General features: G+C 57.5%; 11 protein-coding genes. 8 read left to right on the forward strand and 3 right to left on the reverse strand.

The window, feature by feature from the left end:
- The first annotated feature begins 13 nt into the window (after nucleotides 1-13).
- The 4 genes from ACR0FE_RS13190 (at nucleotide 14) to ACR0FE_RS13205 (ending at nucleotide 5802) form a co-directional block, all read left to right on the forward strand.
- Nucleotides 14-1684, forward strand: coding sequence for a sulfatase-like hydrolase/transferase (locus tag ACR0FE_RS13190; protein WP_480913165.1), 1671 nt, complete (start codon nucleotides 14-16; stop codon nucleotides 1682-1684).
- Nucleotides 1685-1810: 126 nt separating this feature from the next.
- Nucleotides 1811-3328, forward strand: coding sequence for a 2,3-bisphosphoglycerate-independent phosphoglycerate mutase (gpmI, locus tag ACR0FE_RS13195; RefSeq protein WP_480913166.1), 1518 nt, complete (start codon nucleotides 1811-1813; stop codon nucleotides 3326-3328).
- Complete coding sequence (locus ACR0FE_RS13200; RefSeq protein WP_480913169.1) at nucleotides 3325-4455, forward strand: murein hydrolase activator EnvC family protein; 1131 nt, start codon at nucleotides 3325-3327, stop codon at nucleotides 4453-4455. Before gpmI ends, ACR0FE_RS13200 begins: the two co-directional genes overlap by 4 nt.
- Before the next feature lie 6 nt (nucleotides 4456-4461).
- Nucleotides 4462-5802, forward strand: coding sequence for a S41 family peptidase (locus ACR0FE_RS13205; protein ID WP_480913172.1), 1341 nt, complete (start codon nucleotides 4462-4464; stop codon nucleotides 5800-5802).
- A 65-nt stretch (nucleotides 5803-5867) separates the two neighbouring features.
- Here the strand turns inward: ACR0FE_RS13205 and ACR0FE_RS13210 are convergent, their stop codons facing one another.
- From ACR0FE_RS13210 to ACR0FE_RS13220, 3 genes are all read right to left on the reverse strand, one after another.
- The gene (locus tag ACR0FE_RS13210) at nucleotides 5868-7394 is read right to left on the reverse strand and encodes an MFS transporter (RefSeq protein ID WP_480913174.1); all 1527 of its coding nucleotides are present in this window, start codon (nucleotides 7392-7394) and stop codon (nucleotides 5868-5870) included.
- Nucleotides 7395-7504: 110 nt separating this feature from the next.
- Nucleotides 7505-7864 (reverse strand): hypothetical protein, encoded by a 360-nt coding sequence (locus ACR0FE_RS13215; RefSeq protein ID WP_480491866.1) that lies wholly within the window; start codon nucleotides 7862-7864, stop codon nucleotides 7505-7507.
- A 12-nt stretch (nucleotides 7865-7876) separates the two neighbouring features.
- Nucleotides 7877-8638, reverse strand: a complete 762-nt coding sequence (locus tag ACR0FE_RS13220) for a DUF6478 family protein (RefSeq protein ID WP_480913177.1) — start codon at nucleotides 8636-8638, stop codon at nucleotides 7877-7879.
- A 247-nt stretch (nucleotides 8639-8885) separates the two neighbouring features.
- On the opposite strand from ACR0FE_RS13220, the gene ACR0FE_RS13225 reads away from it, so the two are divergent.
- The 4 genes from ACR0FE_RS13225 to ACR0FE_RS13240 are packed head-to-tail and all read left to right on the forward strand — an operon-like array spanning nucleotide 8886 to nucleotide 15127.
- The gene (locus tag ACR0FE_RS13225; RefSeq protein ID WP_480913180.1) at nucleotides 8886-11972 is read left to right on the forward strand and encodes an ABC transporter transmembrane domain-containing protein; all 3087 of its coding nucleotides are present in this window, start codon (nucleotides 8886-8888) and stop codon (nucleotides 11970-11972) included.
- Nucleotides 11962-12864, forward strand: a complete 903-nt coding sequence (locus ACR0FE_RS13230) for a CPBP family intramembrane glutamic endopeptidase (RefSeq protein WP_480441121.1) — start codon at nucleotides 11962-11964, stop codon at nucleotides 12862-12864. Before ACR0FE_RS13225 ends, ACR0FE_RS13230 begins: the two co-directional genes overlap by 11 nt.
- A 59-nt stretch (nucleotides 12865-12923) precedes the next feature.
- Nucleotides 12924-13856 carry an acetyl-CoA carboxylase, carboxyltransferase subunit beta gene (gene accD, locus ACR0FE_RS13235; protein WP_170614077.1) on the forward strand — a complete coding sequence of 311 codons (933 nt, stop codon included), beginning with the start codon at nucleotides 12924-12926 and terminating at the stop codon, nucleotides 13854-13856.
- Nucleotides 13853-15127, forward strand: a complete 1275-nt coding sequence (locus tag ACR0FE_RS13240; RefSeq protein WP_480813229.1) for a bifunctional folylpolyglutamate synthase/dihydrofolate synthase — start codon at nucleotides 13853-13855, stop codon at nucleotides 15125-15127. The genes accD and ACR0FE_RS13240 overlap by 4 nt, the downstream gene beginning before the upstream one ends.
- Nucleotides 15128-15156 lie beyond the last annotated feature (29 nt).

Consider the following 15156-nt stretch of genomic DNA (forward strand, 5'->3'; position numbering starts at 1 on the left):
GGGGGGCATTGCATTGGCCGAAGCCAAAAATATCCTGTTCATCATGTTCGATCAGCTGCGCTGGGATTACCTCGGCTGTTACGGACATCCACACCTGCATACCCCGAATATCGACAAACTGGCCGCACGCGGTGTCCGGTTTGATCGCGCCTATATTCAGTCCCCGATCTGCGGAAGTTCGCGCATGTCGACCTATACCGGGCGCTATGTGCATTCCCATGGTGCCTCATGGAACAACATTCCCCTGAAAGTTGGTGAAATCACATTGGGCGATCACCTGCGCAAAGCGGGGATGGGGTGCTGGCTGGTCGGCAAGACACATATGGCTGCCGATGCCGAAGGGATGGCGCGCCTGGGGCTGGAACCCGACAGCGTCATCGGCGCTCGCGTCGCGGAATGCGGATTTGACGTCTTCGAACGCGATGACGGGTTGCGCGCTGAAGGACCGGACGGGTTCTATGATCCGGACGGGGCAAAGAAATACAATCAATATCTCCGGGACAAAGGATACGACAGCGACAACCCCTGGCATGACTTTGCCAATTCCGGCCTGGATGCCGACGGCAACGTATTGTCAGGCTGGTTCCTCAAAAACTCATCCGAGCCGGCAAATATCGCGGAAGAAGACAGTGAAACGCCATACCTGACCACCCGTGGCATTGAGTTCATGGAAAGTCATGACGGGCCGTGGTGCTGTCACCTCAGCTACATCAAGCCGCACTGGCCTTACGTGGTGCCGGAGCCTTATGCCTCGATGTATGGACCCGAACATGTGCTGCCTGTGGTCCGGTCCGAGGCCGAGCGCGAAAATGCGCATCCAGTGCTCCGGGCCTTCATGGACACGAAAGTTGGGCAGGCCTTCTCGCGTCAGGAGGTCCGCGATGCCGTGATCCCGGCCTATATGGGGCTGATCAAACAGGCGGATGACCAGATGGGACGGTTGTTCGACTGGATGGAGGAAACCGGGCGGATGGACGACACGATGATCGTGCTGACCTCGGACCATGGGGATTTTCTGGGCGATCACTGGATGGGGGAAAAGACCTTCTTCCATGACGCCTCGACAAAGATGCCCCTGATCATCTACGACCCTTCCTCTCAGGCGGACGCCACGCGAGGCACCACATGCGACGCGCTGGTCGAGGCGATTGATCTGGCACCAACCTTTCTTGAGGTGGCGGGCGGCGAAAAGGCCGGGCATATCCTGGAAGGGCATTCCCTGCTGCCCATCCTTCGCGGGCAAGCCGACAAAACGCCCCGCAGTGTCGCAGTCTGTGAATACGACTACTCCGCTTCTCCCATAGCGCAAAAGCTGAATGCGTCTGTACGCGATGCCGTGATGTTCATGGTCGCCAACGAAAAATGGAAACTTGTCCATTGCGAAGGCGGGCACAGACCGATCCTGTTCGATCTTGAAAACGATCCCGACGAACTGGTCGATCTGGGTGACAGTGCGGATCATACGGACGTCATCGCCCAGATGTATGATCACCTGTTTGCCTGGGCGCGTCGCCCGTCACAGCGCACAACCCGGTCTGAAGAGCAGTTGATCGGAATGCGCAGCCGAAGCGGGGGCACAGGGATCATGATCGGTATTTACGACGAAAACGACACTCCGCTGGAACTGACGGTCAAATACCGCAACCGCAAGGCACATCCTTACAAGGATTATCTGAAGGACTGAATACGCGGGTTTCGCGCCAAAGTGACGAAGGGACCGATTAATTCTGCTTCACACACCGCAAAGACGGTTCACGCCCGGATGGGCAGCGGGTAGAAGACTGTCAAAGCAGTTTTCCGGAGAAACTTCATGGCCGCCCCCAAACCCGTTGTCCTGTGCATCCTAGATGGCTGGGGATTGTCCGAAGACACGCAGGCCAACGCACCTTATCTGGCGAAAACGCCGACTTTTGACGCGATCATGGAACGCGGTCCCCATGCGACGTTGATTACACATGGGCCGGATGTGGGTCTGCCCAGCGGGCAGATGGGAAATTCTGAGGTCGGGCACACGAACATTGGGGCCGGGCGAGTGGTTGCCATGGATCTGGGACAGATTGATCTGTCGATCGAAGACGGCAGTTTCTTTAAAAACAATGCCCTTCAGGCCTTCATCGGTAAGGTAAAGGCCTCGGGCGGGACGGCGCACTTGATGGGTATCGCTTCGGATGGCGGGGTACATGGCCATCTTGATCATATCGTTGCCGCGGCCAAGGCCGTAACTGACGCAGGTGTACCTGTCGCCTTGCACGCCATCACAGACGGACGGGACGTTGCGCCAAAATCCGCATTTGGGTTCTTGGCCGAACTGCAGGAGCGCCTGCCAGATGGCGCACGGATCGTGACTGTCAGCGGACGGTATTATGCCATGGACCGCGACAATCGCTGGGAACGCGTTGCAGAAGCCTATGAGGCGATCATCAAGGGGCAGGGGCGTACCGCCGCCACGGCGCATGGCGCTGTGGACCATGCGTATAATCAATCCGAAACGGATGAATTCATCACACCCACGGTTCTTAGAGGCTACACAGGTGTCCACGATGGCGATGGTATTTTCTGTCTGAATTTCCGCGCCGACCGTGCGCGGGAAATACTGCGCGCCATTGGCGAGCCGGGATTCGACGATTTCGACACCGGACCGCGCCCGGCCCTGTCAGCTTTGCTAGGAATGGTTGAATACTCCGACGGGCACAACGCCTACATGACCACCGTTTTCCCGAAACGCGCCATCGTCAACACGCTTGGGGAATGGGTTGCCAAACAGAGGTTGCGGCAGTTCCGCTTGGCGGAAACCGAAAAATATCCTCATGTGACGTTCTTTCTGAACGGCGGCAAGGAAACGCCCGAGGTTGGCGAAGACCGTTTCATGCCGAAATCGCCCAAGGTGGCGACCTATGATCTTCAGCCCGAGATGTCGTCAGCCGAGGTCACGGCCAAATTCGTCGGGGCCATCGAAGCCGGGTATGATCTGATCGTCACCAACTACGCCAACCCGGATATGGTCGGGCACACAGGCGATCTGAACGCCGCGATAAAGGCCTGCGAAGCCGTTGATCAAGGTCTGGCGCAGGTGGTTGCCGCGCTGGACAAAGCAGGCGGAGCCATGATCGTGACAGCCGATCACGGGAATTGCGAAGTCATGGTCGACCCTGAAACCGGTGGACCGCATACCGCTCATACATTGAACCGGGTGCCGGTCGCGCTGGTCGGTGGACCCGCTGGTGCCAAGTTGCGCGATGGCCGGTTGTCGGACCTGGCGCCAACGCTTTTAGCGCTGATGGGGCTGGATCAACCTGCGGAAATGACCGGCCAGAGCCTTCTGTCATGACAGTGCGGGCCGTGCTTCTTTCAGTCTTTCTGGCCTCGCCTGTTTACGCCCAGACGGACTCGTCGGCTGCCGCGTTGGAGGCAGCGCAAATGCTGGAAGAGGCCTCGATTTCGCTGGCCGAAGCCGACAGCGCCCGGGATCGGGTGCGCGCCCTGACCGAAACGGTGCAGGCTTATGAAGCCGGCCTAAGCGCCATGCGCGACGGCTTGCGCAAGGCCGCCACCCGAGAGGTGCAGCTGACAGAAGAACTGCGCGCGCGGGAAAAAGAAATCGCGCAGTTGCTAGGCGTGTTGCAAACCATCGAAACAACGACGCCGCCCGTACTGATCCTGCATCCGTCCGGTCCTTTGGGGGCCGCCCGTACCGGCATGATGCTGGCCGAAGTCACGCCCGGCCTGAATGCGCGTGCGCAGGCGCTTGCTCAGGACTTGCACGAGGTCCGGACACTTCGCCAACTGCAGCAAAACGCCGCCGAAACCCTGACCAAGGGTCTGACCGGAGTGCAGAATGCGCGCACCAAACTAAGCGAGGCCATTGCCGATCGAACGGACCTGCCGCGCCGGTTTGTCGAAGACCCCATCAGCACGGCAATCCTGATTTCCTCGACGGAATCACTGGATGGGTTTGCCAGCGGTCTGGCCGAAATATCGGAAGGCGGTATTGCCGAAACAGACGCCGATATTTCGAACAGAAAAGGAAACCTTGCTTTGCCCGTTCAGGGTGTTCTGCTGCACAGTTCAGGGGAAACGGACGCCGCCGGGGTGAAACGACCCGGTATCGTGCTGGGCACCCGCCCGCGCGCGCTGGTCATGACACCCACCGCAGCGACGATCCGGTATCGCGGGCCGCTGCTGGACCTTGGCAACCTGATGATCCTGGAACCCCAGCCCGGATTGCTTTTTGTCTTTTCCGGGTTGCAAGAGGTCTTCGGTACACCCGGAGAAGTGATCACCGAAGGAACGCCGGTGGGGCTAATGCCTGGTGAAACGCCGGAAATCGGCGCTATTTTGTCAACTACAAGTGATGGCACTGGAACTGACCGGTCAGAAACGCTCTATATAGAGGTAAGACAGGATAATAGCCCGGTGGACCCGGAATCGTGGTTTCGGACCCAAAAGGATGGATAAACAAACATGAAGAGATTTGTGATGGCCGGTCTGGCCGGAACTGTGGCAGGCATTATCGCAACCACTCAGATTGCCGGACCTTTGCTGGCGCAAGAGGCCGAAAGCAAGGCCAGCGTGTATGAGCAACTGGATCTGTTCGGGGACATTTTCGAACGTATCCGCGCCCAATATGTCGAAGAAGTCGAGCCGGAGGAGCTGATCGAGGCAGCCATTGACGGAATGCTGACCTCACTGGATCCGCATTCCAGCTACCTGTCGCCTGACGACGCCGAACAGATGCGCGTGCAGACACGCGGTGAATTCGGCGGGCTGGGGATTGAGGTCACACAAGAAGAAGGCTTCGTCAAAGTCGTCTCACCCATTGATGATACCCCCGCAGACGAGGCGGGGATCGAAGCCGGTGATTTCATCACCCACGTTGATGGTGAAAGCATTCTGGGCCTGACGCTGGACAAAGCGGTGGATCTGATGCGCGGGCCGGTCGGCTCGGAAATCGTGATCACGGTGGTGCGCGAAGGCGAGCAGGAACCGTTTGACGTCACCATTATCCGCGACACCATCAAGTTGACCGCCGTACGTGCACGGACTGAAGGCACCAGCGTCGTTCTGCGTGTGACCACATTCAATGATCAGACCTACCCCAATCTGGAAGCCGGTTTGAAAGAGCAGATCGAAGAAGCCGGCGGGATCGATAAGGTCAATGGCGTAGTGCTGGATTTGCGGAACAATCCGGGCGGCTTGCTGACACAGGCGATCAAGGTGTCGGACGCCTTTTTGAATGAAGGGGAAATCGTTTCGACCCGCGGCCGCGATCCGGGCGAAGGCGAAAGGTTCAATGCAACTGCTGGCGATCTGACCGAAGGCAAGCCGATCGTGGTTCTGATCAACGGCGGGTCAGCCTCGGCTTCGGAAATTGTGGCAGGGGCGCTTCAGGATCATCGCCGTGCGATCATTGTTGGTACCAAAAGCTTTGGCAAAGGTTCGGTCCAGACGGTCATGCCATTGCGCGGCGACGGTGCAATGCGTCTGACCACTTCACGCTATTATACGCCTTCGGGCCGCTCGATTCAGGCGCTTGGCGTCAGCCCCGACATTATCGTCGAGCAACCGCGCCCAGCTCCAGAACCCGAAGAGGAAGAGGGCAATGCACGCACCCGGTCCGAGGCCGACTTGCGTGGCAGCCTGAACAACGACAGTCTGAGCGAGGATGAAATTCGCCAGATCGAAGAAGACCGGGCCCGTGCCGAAGCGACTGCCGAGTTGCGGGAAAAGGACTATCAGTTGGCCTATGCCATCGATATCCTGAAAGGCCTGTCGGCCTTCAACCCCAACGGGCCTTCGCAGTAACAAATAAATAGGGCCGCCGGTTTCGGCGGCCCTCGTTACCGGAACGGATCTTTCATCGGCTGCGATCAGCTTTCGATTTTGTGCAGCTTGCTTTCATCCAGCATCAGCGCAAGTACGATCCCGACGGACACGGAAATCGCCGCAAAGATAAACGCCATGTTCATGCCGGTATCGAATGCTCCGGCTATTGCGGTTTTGACCGTCGCAACTTCACTTTCGCCGAGCTTCTGCATGACTGCCTGCGCGGATTTGGTGGTCAGCGTTCCGCCATTGATTGCCTGAAGTTCACCATCAGACAGTGTGACACCGGCCGCTGTCAGTTTGTCGCGCAGGCTGGCAAGGCTTGTGACATACATGATTGCCGTGGCGCAGGCGACGGCAATGGCCCCGTAGACCAGGTGGGTCATGAAGCTCAGCCCGCCAACAAGACCCGCCCGTTCGGGCTTTACAGCGCAGACTGCCGCCGTTCCCGACGGCCCGACAGTCAGCGTCGCCCCCAATCCGATGAACGCCATGCCTGGCAGAATTTGGAAATAGCCAAGGCCCTGCGGCAAGACGACAACAGTTACTGCGCCAATTGTCGCGATCAGGTAGCCCCAGAACATCAGCCTTTTTGGACCGAAATCGTTGTAAAGCGTTCCTGAAACAATGGATCCGACCGCCAATAGAACAGTCAGCGGTGCCAGCCCAAGCGCCGATTGAAAAACGGTCCAGCCCAGTACTTTCTGCATGTATTGCGGGAAATACAGCAAACCCACAAAGGCCGCAGACACATTGAACATGTTCAGGCCCAGCGTGATCAGAAATTCTCGGTTCTGCATCAACTGAGGCAGCAGCAAAGGTTCCTTTACGCGTTTTTCGACACGTGGGAACAACAGAAACAGGACTGCGCTGACAAAGAACAGAAGAAGCAGCGGAACCGAAGTCCAGCCCCAATCCGCACCGACATCCAGGGCGTACAGCAGCAGCAAGACCGCGAAGGACAGGATGCCCATCCCGGCAAAATCGATGTGTTCGCCTTGTTTGTGTTTGGTCTCACGTTCCATCAAAAACAGGGCTGTCGCCATCGAAATGCAGGAAAACACGACGTTGGCCAGAAAGAACAATCGCCAGTCACCAAGGTTGACGGCAAAGCCGCTGATCATCGGACCGAAGACATTGCCGCTGGTTACACCCGCAAGGATCAGCCCCATAACCAGAGCCCGATGCTCGAGCTTTGACACTTTGGTGGCGCCGAAGGCCAGTGTGCAGGGCCAGATACATCCGGCTCCGATGCCTTGCAGGGCCCGTGCTCCGATCAGGTAGTCCAGACCGGGGGCGACAAAGCATAGGATGGAAGAAAACAGGAAGATCGAAAGACCGATGATCATGATCTTTCGGTGCCCGTACATGTCGCCGAGCCGCCCGCCGGCGACCATGGTCATGGCGAAAAACAGGGCGTAGATGTTGAGCACCCACTGGGTGCTTGTAATGTCGGCATCAAAGCTGTTTTCGATGGCCGGGATCAGCATCAAAGCGCCGGTAAAATCAATTCCGATCCCAAATGCGGTCACCATAAGGGCGATGACCTTGATGATACTACTGCGGTCCATTGAGAAACCCAGGTTGCTCCGGATGTCCCGATAATGCATCAAGCCGGTCAAAAAAGATAGGAAAACAGCAGTTTAACGGTCCAGCCGGTACGACAGGCTGAACGCCCGGCCTATTCCGCGTTGCCGCAGATCCGGCGGAATGCGCGTTTCAGCATGTCCAGTTCGGCGCGCAAAAGCTCCACCTCAGCCCTCAGGTTATCCGCAGCGGGAGTGCCCGCGATCACCGTGATGTCGCCTAGTTTGTTCGTCGTTGCGGTGTCGACGATCACAAAACAGTGCACCCCTTCGGAAAGGGCAGAGATGGGCAACTGAATACTCAGATCCCAACCGCCATCCGCGCGTGAAACGCTGAACTTTTCCAGCGGTTCACCGAGATAGCGCACTTCGATCTTGGGTTCCGTTTCGGCCTGCAGATGGCCTTGCCAAAGCCCGTCTTCGAACCGTGTGCATGTGAGGGAGGGAAGGGTCATGCGGCAAGCACCTTACAAGTCAGCTCGGAAATGGCGGCAAAACGTCAAATCGCGCAAAACGATCCGATTCATCCCAGGATCGTCAAAGATCAGATCCAGCCAGATCTTTTCTATGCGTTTCTCGTTGAAAGACAGATGCGCAAGGTCAAAGTCCATTGCGTTCGAAGTTCGGCTTTCGTCAAGTTTGCGCAACACCTGTTCCGTATTTGGGCCGTGCTGAATGTTGAGACGTTCGAAAATTTCTCCGTTCCGCTCGCATTCGATCAGCGTATCGACACGCATCAGGTGTTGGCGCGTCAAGTCTAGCGCCGCATCTGGTGGCAGCTCAACCGACAGGGACAGGAAAGAACCCATGAACCCGAACACCTCGATCGCAAGGCTGAATGGGGCGAGGTCCTTGTCACGGCGATTGCGTATTTGGCGCATTCCGATTTCGGACTGCTCGCAATCATGAAACAGGGTTACCTGCCGGTCCATCGGCGCTTTTCGCGGGGCCGACGCGATACCGTGCCTGGACAGCGGCCCGCGCCACAGATCCGGACGCCAGGACCAGTCCGTGCCAAGCGGTTTGGGAAACTGCACCGAACCAATCAGTGGCCGGGCCAGCCGCCCGTCGGCCTGTTGGATCAACAGGTCAAGATGTGTCCGCAATCTGCGCGCCTCATCCCGTTGCCTGCGCAGCAATGGCTCAGGCGTTTCGGTCGCAGCCTTTGCGGCTTGGCGCCAATGCCCCAGAGACTTGCGATGCATATAGCGATCCAGAAAACTGCCCATGATCCTATCGTCCAAAGTTGTACCTGTTTAGTCAAAGACCAAGTGGCGGTTAAACCCGAATTACAGCATTTCAGCGCTTAATTTTCCGGAAATGTGATCTGCGGCGGGCTGGACAGAACCGCACCTTTCTGCCAAAGCCGCGCCCGTTCTTGCAATAGACCGGGGCAGTGCTTACCGTCTGATACCGGATCGCAGTGGAACATCCGTCAAACAGCGCACATCCGAATTTCTCAGGACAAGGGCGGTCATGGAACCCACTCTGTTTTCGTTTATCTGGAAATACTCGAAGAAACAGCAGCTTGTATTGTTGCTGCTGACCGTATTGTCGTTTCCCTTTCTCTATGCCTCGCTCGAGTTGCCCAAACAGATCATAAACGATGCAATTGGGGCGCCCACTGACACGGTGACGATCTGGGGCTACACTGTGACGCAGATCCAATACCTTTGGATTCTGTGCTTTGCTTTTCTAGCCACGGTGATTGCCAGCGGGTTGATGAAGATGCGCATCAACACGATGAAAGGCGTTCTGGCCGAGCGTATGCTGCGCCGCCTTCGCTTTTCCCTGATCCAGCGAACGATGCGGTTCCCGAAATCCTATTTCGCCACCACCAGCCAGGGCGAATTGGTTTCAATGATCACCTCCGAGGCCGAACCGATGGGCGGGCTGATGGGCGACGCGATTGCCCAACCGGTGTTTCAATTCGGGCAGATGATGACAATCGTCACATTTCTGTTCATGCAAAGCGTCTGGTTCGGATTGGCCAGTGTCGCGCTCATCCCATTGCAGGCCTGGCTGATCCCGAAACTGCAACGCCAGATCAACCTGCTGAACAAGGACAGAATTCAACAGGTTCGACATCTAAGCTCTGAAATCGGTGAGAGTGCGGCGGGCATCAGTGATCTGCGCACCAACGGCGGCTGGCGTTATCGGCTGGCGCAGTTCAGCCATCGGCTGGGCATCTTGTTTGAGATCCGCTTCAAGATCTACAACAAGAAATTTTTCATGAAGTTTATCAACAACCTGATCACGCAGATGACGCCGTTTCTGTTCTACTCGGTCGGTGGTTATCTTGCGATCACGGGAGAGGTGACAGTGGGCGCACTGGTCGCCGCACTGGGGGCCTACAAGGACCTGAGTGGCCCTTGGAAGGATTTGCTGACCTACTACAATCAGGTGCAGGACATGTCGCTGCGCTGGGAAATCGTGATAGAGCGTTTTGCCCCAGCCAACATGATCCCCGAGGAACTGTTTTCCGGAGAACCCGAAACCATCCCGCACCTGACCGGTGACATCGAGTTGCGAAACGTGACGGTTCGCGATGACGACGGCAAGACCATTCTTGAAGATATCGACCTGACAATCCCAAAGGGTGCCCGGGTGGCGATACAGTCGCCACAAGCGGCCGAGCGTGGTGCGCTGGCTCAACTGCTGACAAGAGAGCTGCTGCCGGTACAAGGCGACGTGATTATGGCGGGTCACAATCTCAATTCGCTGCATCAAACAGTGATTGCCGCCCGAATTGGGTATGCCTATTCACGCCCCTACCTGTTCGATGGAACACTGGGGGACAATCTGCTGATGCCCCTGCGAATCCGCCCGCAACATCAGTCGGACGCGATAAAGGCCCCTTCGCGTCGTCAGATCGAGGCCGTGCGGGCCGGAAACCCCCCCGATTCCCTGTCGGATGAATGGGTCGACCCCAGCCTGGCCGGGCTGGATAGTGCTGACGACATTCGCGACTGGTGGTTTCAGCTTGTCGAGGCGATGGGGATCGACGAGTTCATGTTCCGCCGTACTTTACGCTCCCGGTTCGACCCGGAACAGCATCCGGCTTTGGCAAAAGACGTTGTTGATCTGCGCGGGATCGTCGCCGAGCGTCTGCGCGAGCGCGGCTTGGACCGATATGTCTTCAGATTCGACCCGGAACAGTTCAACCCCGCCGTTCCCTTGGGCGGCAACCTGCTGTTCGCGTCTCCGTCGCAGGATATCTCTCCGGAAACGCTTGCCGAAGATGATCGATTCCAGGCAATGCTCAGCGCGAACGCCCTGGACGATGACGCCATGAGCATTTCCAGTGCCGTGCTGGAAACGCTGACTCAGGCATTTGGCAGGGATGGCACGGACCACCCTCTGTTTTTGCGCCTTGGCCTGTCCCGCGACATGTTCCACAGCCTGCTGGACATCGAAGACCGTCGCAAAGCCAAGGGTGATGCCGCGATCAGTCAGAAAGAAAAAGCCCTGCTGATGACCGTGCCCTTCCTTCTTACAGCCGAGCAGATTGGTCCGAATTTTCCGGACGAGTACAAGAACAGAATTTTGACGATTCGAAAGACGCAGGCAGAAAGAATCCGGGAATCGATGCAGGGGATGTTCCTGCCAGTGTCGCCGGATCTCTACATTCCGCGTCTGACCGTGATCGAGAATGCGCTTTACGGACGCATTTCGATCATGGCCGGGGCCAAAAAAGACGAGATCGAAGATGTAGTCGCCGAAGTTATGAACGAAGCCGGGCTGCGCCGCCGCGCCGCCGCGATCATTTACGATCTGCCGTCCGGACTGGGGGGAAACAACCTGCCGACCGTTTTTCAGGAGCGTGCCGCGTTTTCGCGGGCGGGCATCAAACGCCCCGACATTCTGGTGCTGGACAAGGTGCTGGCCAGCCACGATTCGAAAAGCCGACTGCGCACCCGCCTGAAACTGCGTGAGTTGCTGCCTAATTCAATCATGATCTTCATGGAAGATCATTTTGCCCATCCCGAAGCGTATGACCTGTTCGTCGAAATCAAGGACGGTCGTATTGACGGTGTTTCAAGAACACAAACAGAAGCGGAAGATGGCGCTACGGCGGACCTGAGCCGGAAGCTCAAGATCATCTCCTCGACCGAGTTGTTCTCCAAGCTGGATGGCAGAAACCAACGTTTGCTGGCGTTTTCCGCACAATGGTACGAGGCCGCAGCCGGGCAGACCATCTTTGCCCGCGGCGAGGCACCTGACGCGGCCTACCTGTGTATTTCCGGTCAGGCCAATTTGGAATGGAACGACAGCAAGGGTCTCAAGCGGGTAATCTCGGTCATCGAGCCGGGACGATTGATCGGAGACCTTTCGATTATCACCAAAGACGCCAGACAATTCGATCTGGTTGCAACACAGGATTGTACCTTTCTCAGGATCGGCGCCGGAGAGCTGCGCGCCGTCGTGGAGAGCGACGTTAATGTCGCCGTACAACTTCTTGAAACCGTTGCCGGTTACCTGATGACAGTGTCCGATCGTGTTGCCGCCGCGCAAACCCCAGAGGACATATTCACCGATTCCGGCAGTTCCAGTGGAACCTAAAATCACGACACATACGGCATACGCAGCCCATGAGATGCTTGTCCGCGACGCACGTGACAGACCGGAACTGTGGCGGCTGACGGTTGGGCTGGTGATTGTTGGTGGTGTTGCAATTTTCCTGAACCTCACCCTGTCTTCCGTGATTTTCAGTCTCGGCTCAGCGCGGTGGGTTTCCGGCTTTCAGGCGGGGGCAACACCGTCTGCTTTGTTGATTCTGTTGTCGAGTTTCGGGTTCATCACATTGGGCGTCAAACTGGCTGCCGGGGCGATGCAAAACCGCCCGTTGCACGCCATCCTGGGTCCCCGCCGTCTGGGCGTTCGCCAGTTCTGGCGCGTACTTCTGGCATTGGGGCTGCTGGCCGCGTTGATCTTCATCCTGCCGCCATACAATCTGGGCGCACCGTTCAAACCCAATTTGGCTTTCGAAACGTGGCTGCTGCTGTTGCCGCTGTCTCTGACTGCGGTTTTGATACAAACCAGCGCCGAGGAAATCCTGTTTCGCGGCTACATTCAGCAATCACTGGCTGCGCGGTTTCGGTCACGCCTGATTTGGATGGGTCTGCCTGCCTTGTTGTTCGCGGCCGGTCACTACGCACCGGCCACATCCGGAGAGAACGCCCTTCTGATCGCAATCTGGGCCGGCGCTTTTGGCCTGATCAATGCCGATCTCACCGCGCGGTCGGGTACCCTTGGTCCTGCTATTGCGCTGCACTTTTTCAACAACGTTGTGGCGTTGCTGTTTTTCTCGATACCTGACAACCTCAGCGGTCTTGCCTTGTTCCTTCTGCCCTATGACATGTCCCAAACAGACGCGATACGACACTGGCTGTATGTGGATTTCGTGATGATGGTTGTTTGCTGGCTAACCGCACGGCTTGCGCTGAGGCGCTGATTGCATTTCCTGACGTAGCGCCTTATTTGACGTCAAAACCGCATCAGCAAGGTTCCGACATGAACTGGATCACAAACTACGTCCGCCCCCGGATTAACTCGATCTTCTCGCGCAGGGAAGTGCCCGAAAATCTGTGGCACAAATGCGATGAGTGCGGAACCATGCTGTTTCACCGCGAACTGGCCGACAACCAGAATGTCTGCACGCAATGCGATCACCACATGGCAATCACGCCGCGAGAGCGGTTTAAGCATCTGTTTGATGGCGGTATTTTCACCGAGGTCGAAGTCCCCGCGCCGAAGGACGATCCACTGCATTTCCGGGATCAAAAGAAATATCCCGACCGCATGAAAGCGGCCCAGAAGAAGACCGGCGAGAAAGAGGCGATGCTTGTCGTGAGCGGTGAAATCGGCCGCACGCCAGTTGTAGCTGCGGCGCAGGATTTTTCGTTCATGGGCGGATCGATGGGCATGTATGTCGGCAACGCCATCATCGCAGCCGCGCAGGAGGCCGTGAAACTCAAACGCCCGCTTATCCTGTTTTCGGCTGCCGGTGGCGCGCGAATGCAGGAAGGCATCCTGAGCCTCATGCAGATGCCCCGTACCACGGTCGCGGTGGAAATGCTGAAAGAGGCGAACCTGCCCTATATCGTGGTGCTGACCCACCCGACCACCGGCGGCGTCACCGCGTCTTATGCGATGCTGGGTGATGTGCATATCTCGGAGCCGAACGCGCTGATCTGCTTTGCCGGACCGCGCGTGATCGAACAGACCATCCGCGAGAAACTGCCCGAAGGATTCCAACGCGCTGAATATCTGCTGGATCACGGGATGCTTGACCGTGTGACAAAACGCACCGAAATGCGCGATGAACTGATCACCATCACCCGAATGCTGATGGGCCTGCCGCCAGCTGTCAAAGGTGACCTTCCCGCACCAGAGCCGGAAGAAGCACCGGTCGAAGCTTCGACCGAGGGCGCAGGCGAGAAATGACGACCCCGACATCCGACGTCATCCTTGATCGGATGATGGCGCTGCATCCCAAGATCATCGATCTGACTCTGGATCGTGTGTGGCGCTTGCTGGCAGCTCTGGACCACCCGCAAAACCGATTGCCGCCGGTCATCCATATTGCCGGAACCAACGGCAAAGGTTCGACGCAAGCCATGATCCGCGCAGGGATCGAAGGGGCCGGGCTGACAGCTCACGCATACACATCCCCCCACCTGGCCCGCTTTCACGAGCGAATCCGACTGGCGGGAGAGCTGATCTCGGAGCCTGACCTTACGGCGGTTCTGGACGAGTGTTACGCCGCAAACAATGGTGAGAATATCACCTATTTCGAAATCACCACCTGTGCGGCCCTGCTGGCTTTCGCCCGCACGCAAGCTGACTATACGCTCCTTGAAGTCGGGCTGGGTGGCCGCCTGGATGCAACCAACGTCGTGGAACAGCCTGCGGTTACAGTCATCACGCCGGTTTCGATTGACCACGAACAGTTCCTTGGCGACACATTGGGCAAAATTGCAGCCGAAAAGGCCGGCATCATCAAGCCCGGAGTGACCTGTATCGTGGGCCCGCAAGAAGACGAGGCGCTCGAGGTCATTGAATACACCGCCGCGCGACTGGGTGCGCCACTGCTTGTTAATGGCCAACACTGGCACGTAAACGAAGAAAACGGACGCCTGATCTATCAGGACGAAACAGGATTGCGCGATCTGCCGCTTCCCAATCTGTTGGGCGCGCACCAAATTCAAAACGCGGGCGCAGCGCTGGCGGTTCTGCGCCATCTGCAAATGGGCGATGACGCCTATGAGGCCGCCGCGACCAAAGCCGAATGGCCAGCACGCATGCAGCGCCTGAAAACAGGGCCACTGACAGAACAGGCTCCGCTCGCTGAACTGTGGCTCGACGGGGGCCACAACGCTGCTGCTGGCGTGGCGTTGGCCGACGTTCTGGCGAAACTGCCCAAACGCCCGACACACATGATCTGCGGCATGCTGAACACCAAGGACGTCACTGGTTATCTGGCGCCGCTTGCCGATCAGGCCGAAAGCCTGACCGCCGTATCCATTCCCGGCGAGGCCAACACGCTCAGCGCTGACGACACTGCGGCTGCAGCCGCAAGGGTCGGCCTGCCAGCTTCAACAGCGGAAAACGTCGCGGCAGCCCTGACAGCAATCACGGACAAAGATCCACAAGCGCGTGTTCTGATCTGTGGCTCGCTCTATCTGGCGGGCAACATCCTGCGCGAAAACGGCTAGTTGTTTTTCTGTTTGGAAAACCTCGGAGC

Source organism: Ruegeria sp. K7, from assembly GCF_056531785.1.

Coding starts and splice junctions, on each gene's coding strand:
- ACR0FE_RS13220 (WP_480913177.1), bottom strand. CDS start 8,638: ATGGGCAGTTTTCTGGATCGCTATATGCATCGCAAGTCTCTGGGGCAT.
- ACR0FE_RS13240 (WP_480813229.1), top strand. CDS start 13,853: ATGACGACCCCGACATCCGACGTCATCCTTGATCGGATGATGGCGCTG.
- gpmI (WP_480913166.1), top strand. CDS start 1,811: ATGGCCGCCCCCAAACCCGTTGTCCTGTGCATCCTAGATGGCTGGGGA.
- ACR0FE_RS13225 (WP_480913180.1), top strand. CDS start 8,886: ATGGAACCCACTCTGTTTTCGTTTATCTGGAAATACTCGAAGAAACAG.
- ACR0FE_RS13200 (WP_480913169.1), top strand. CDS start 3,325: ATGACAGTGCGGGCCGTGCTTCTTTCAGTCTTTCTGGCCTCGCCTGTT.
- ACR0FE_RS13215 (WP_480491866.1), bottom strand. CDS start 7,864: ATGACCCTTCCCTCCCTCACATGCACACGGTTCGAAGACGGGCTTTGG.
- ACR0FE_RS13205 (WP_480913172.1), top strand. CDS start 4,462: ATGAAGAGATTTGTGATGGCCGGTCTGGCCGGAACTGTGGCAGGCATT.
- accD (WP_170614077.1), top strand. CDS start 12,924: ATGAACTGGATCACAAACTACGTCCGCCCCCGGATTAACTCGATCTTC.
- ACR0FE_RS13210 (WP_480913174.1), bottom strand. CDS start 7,394: ATGGACCGCAGTAGTATCATCAAGGTCATCGCCCTTATGGTGACCGCA.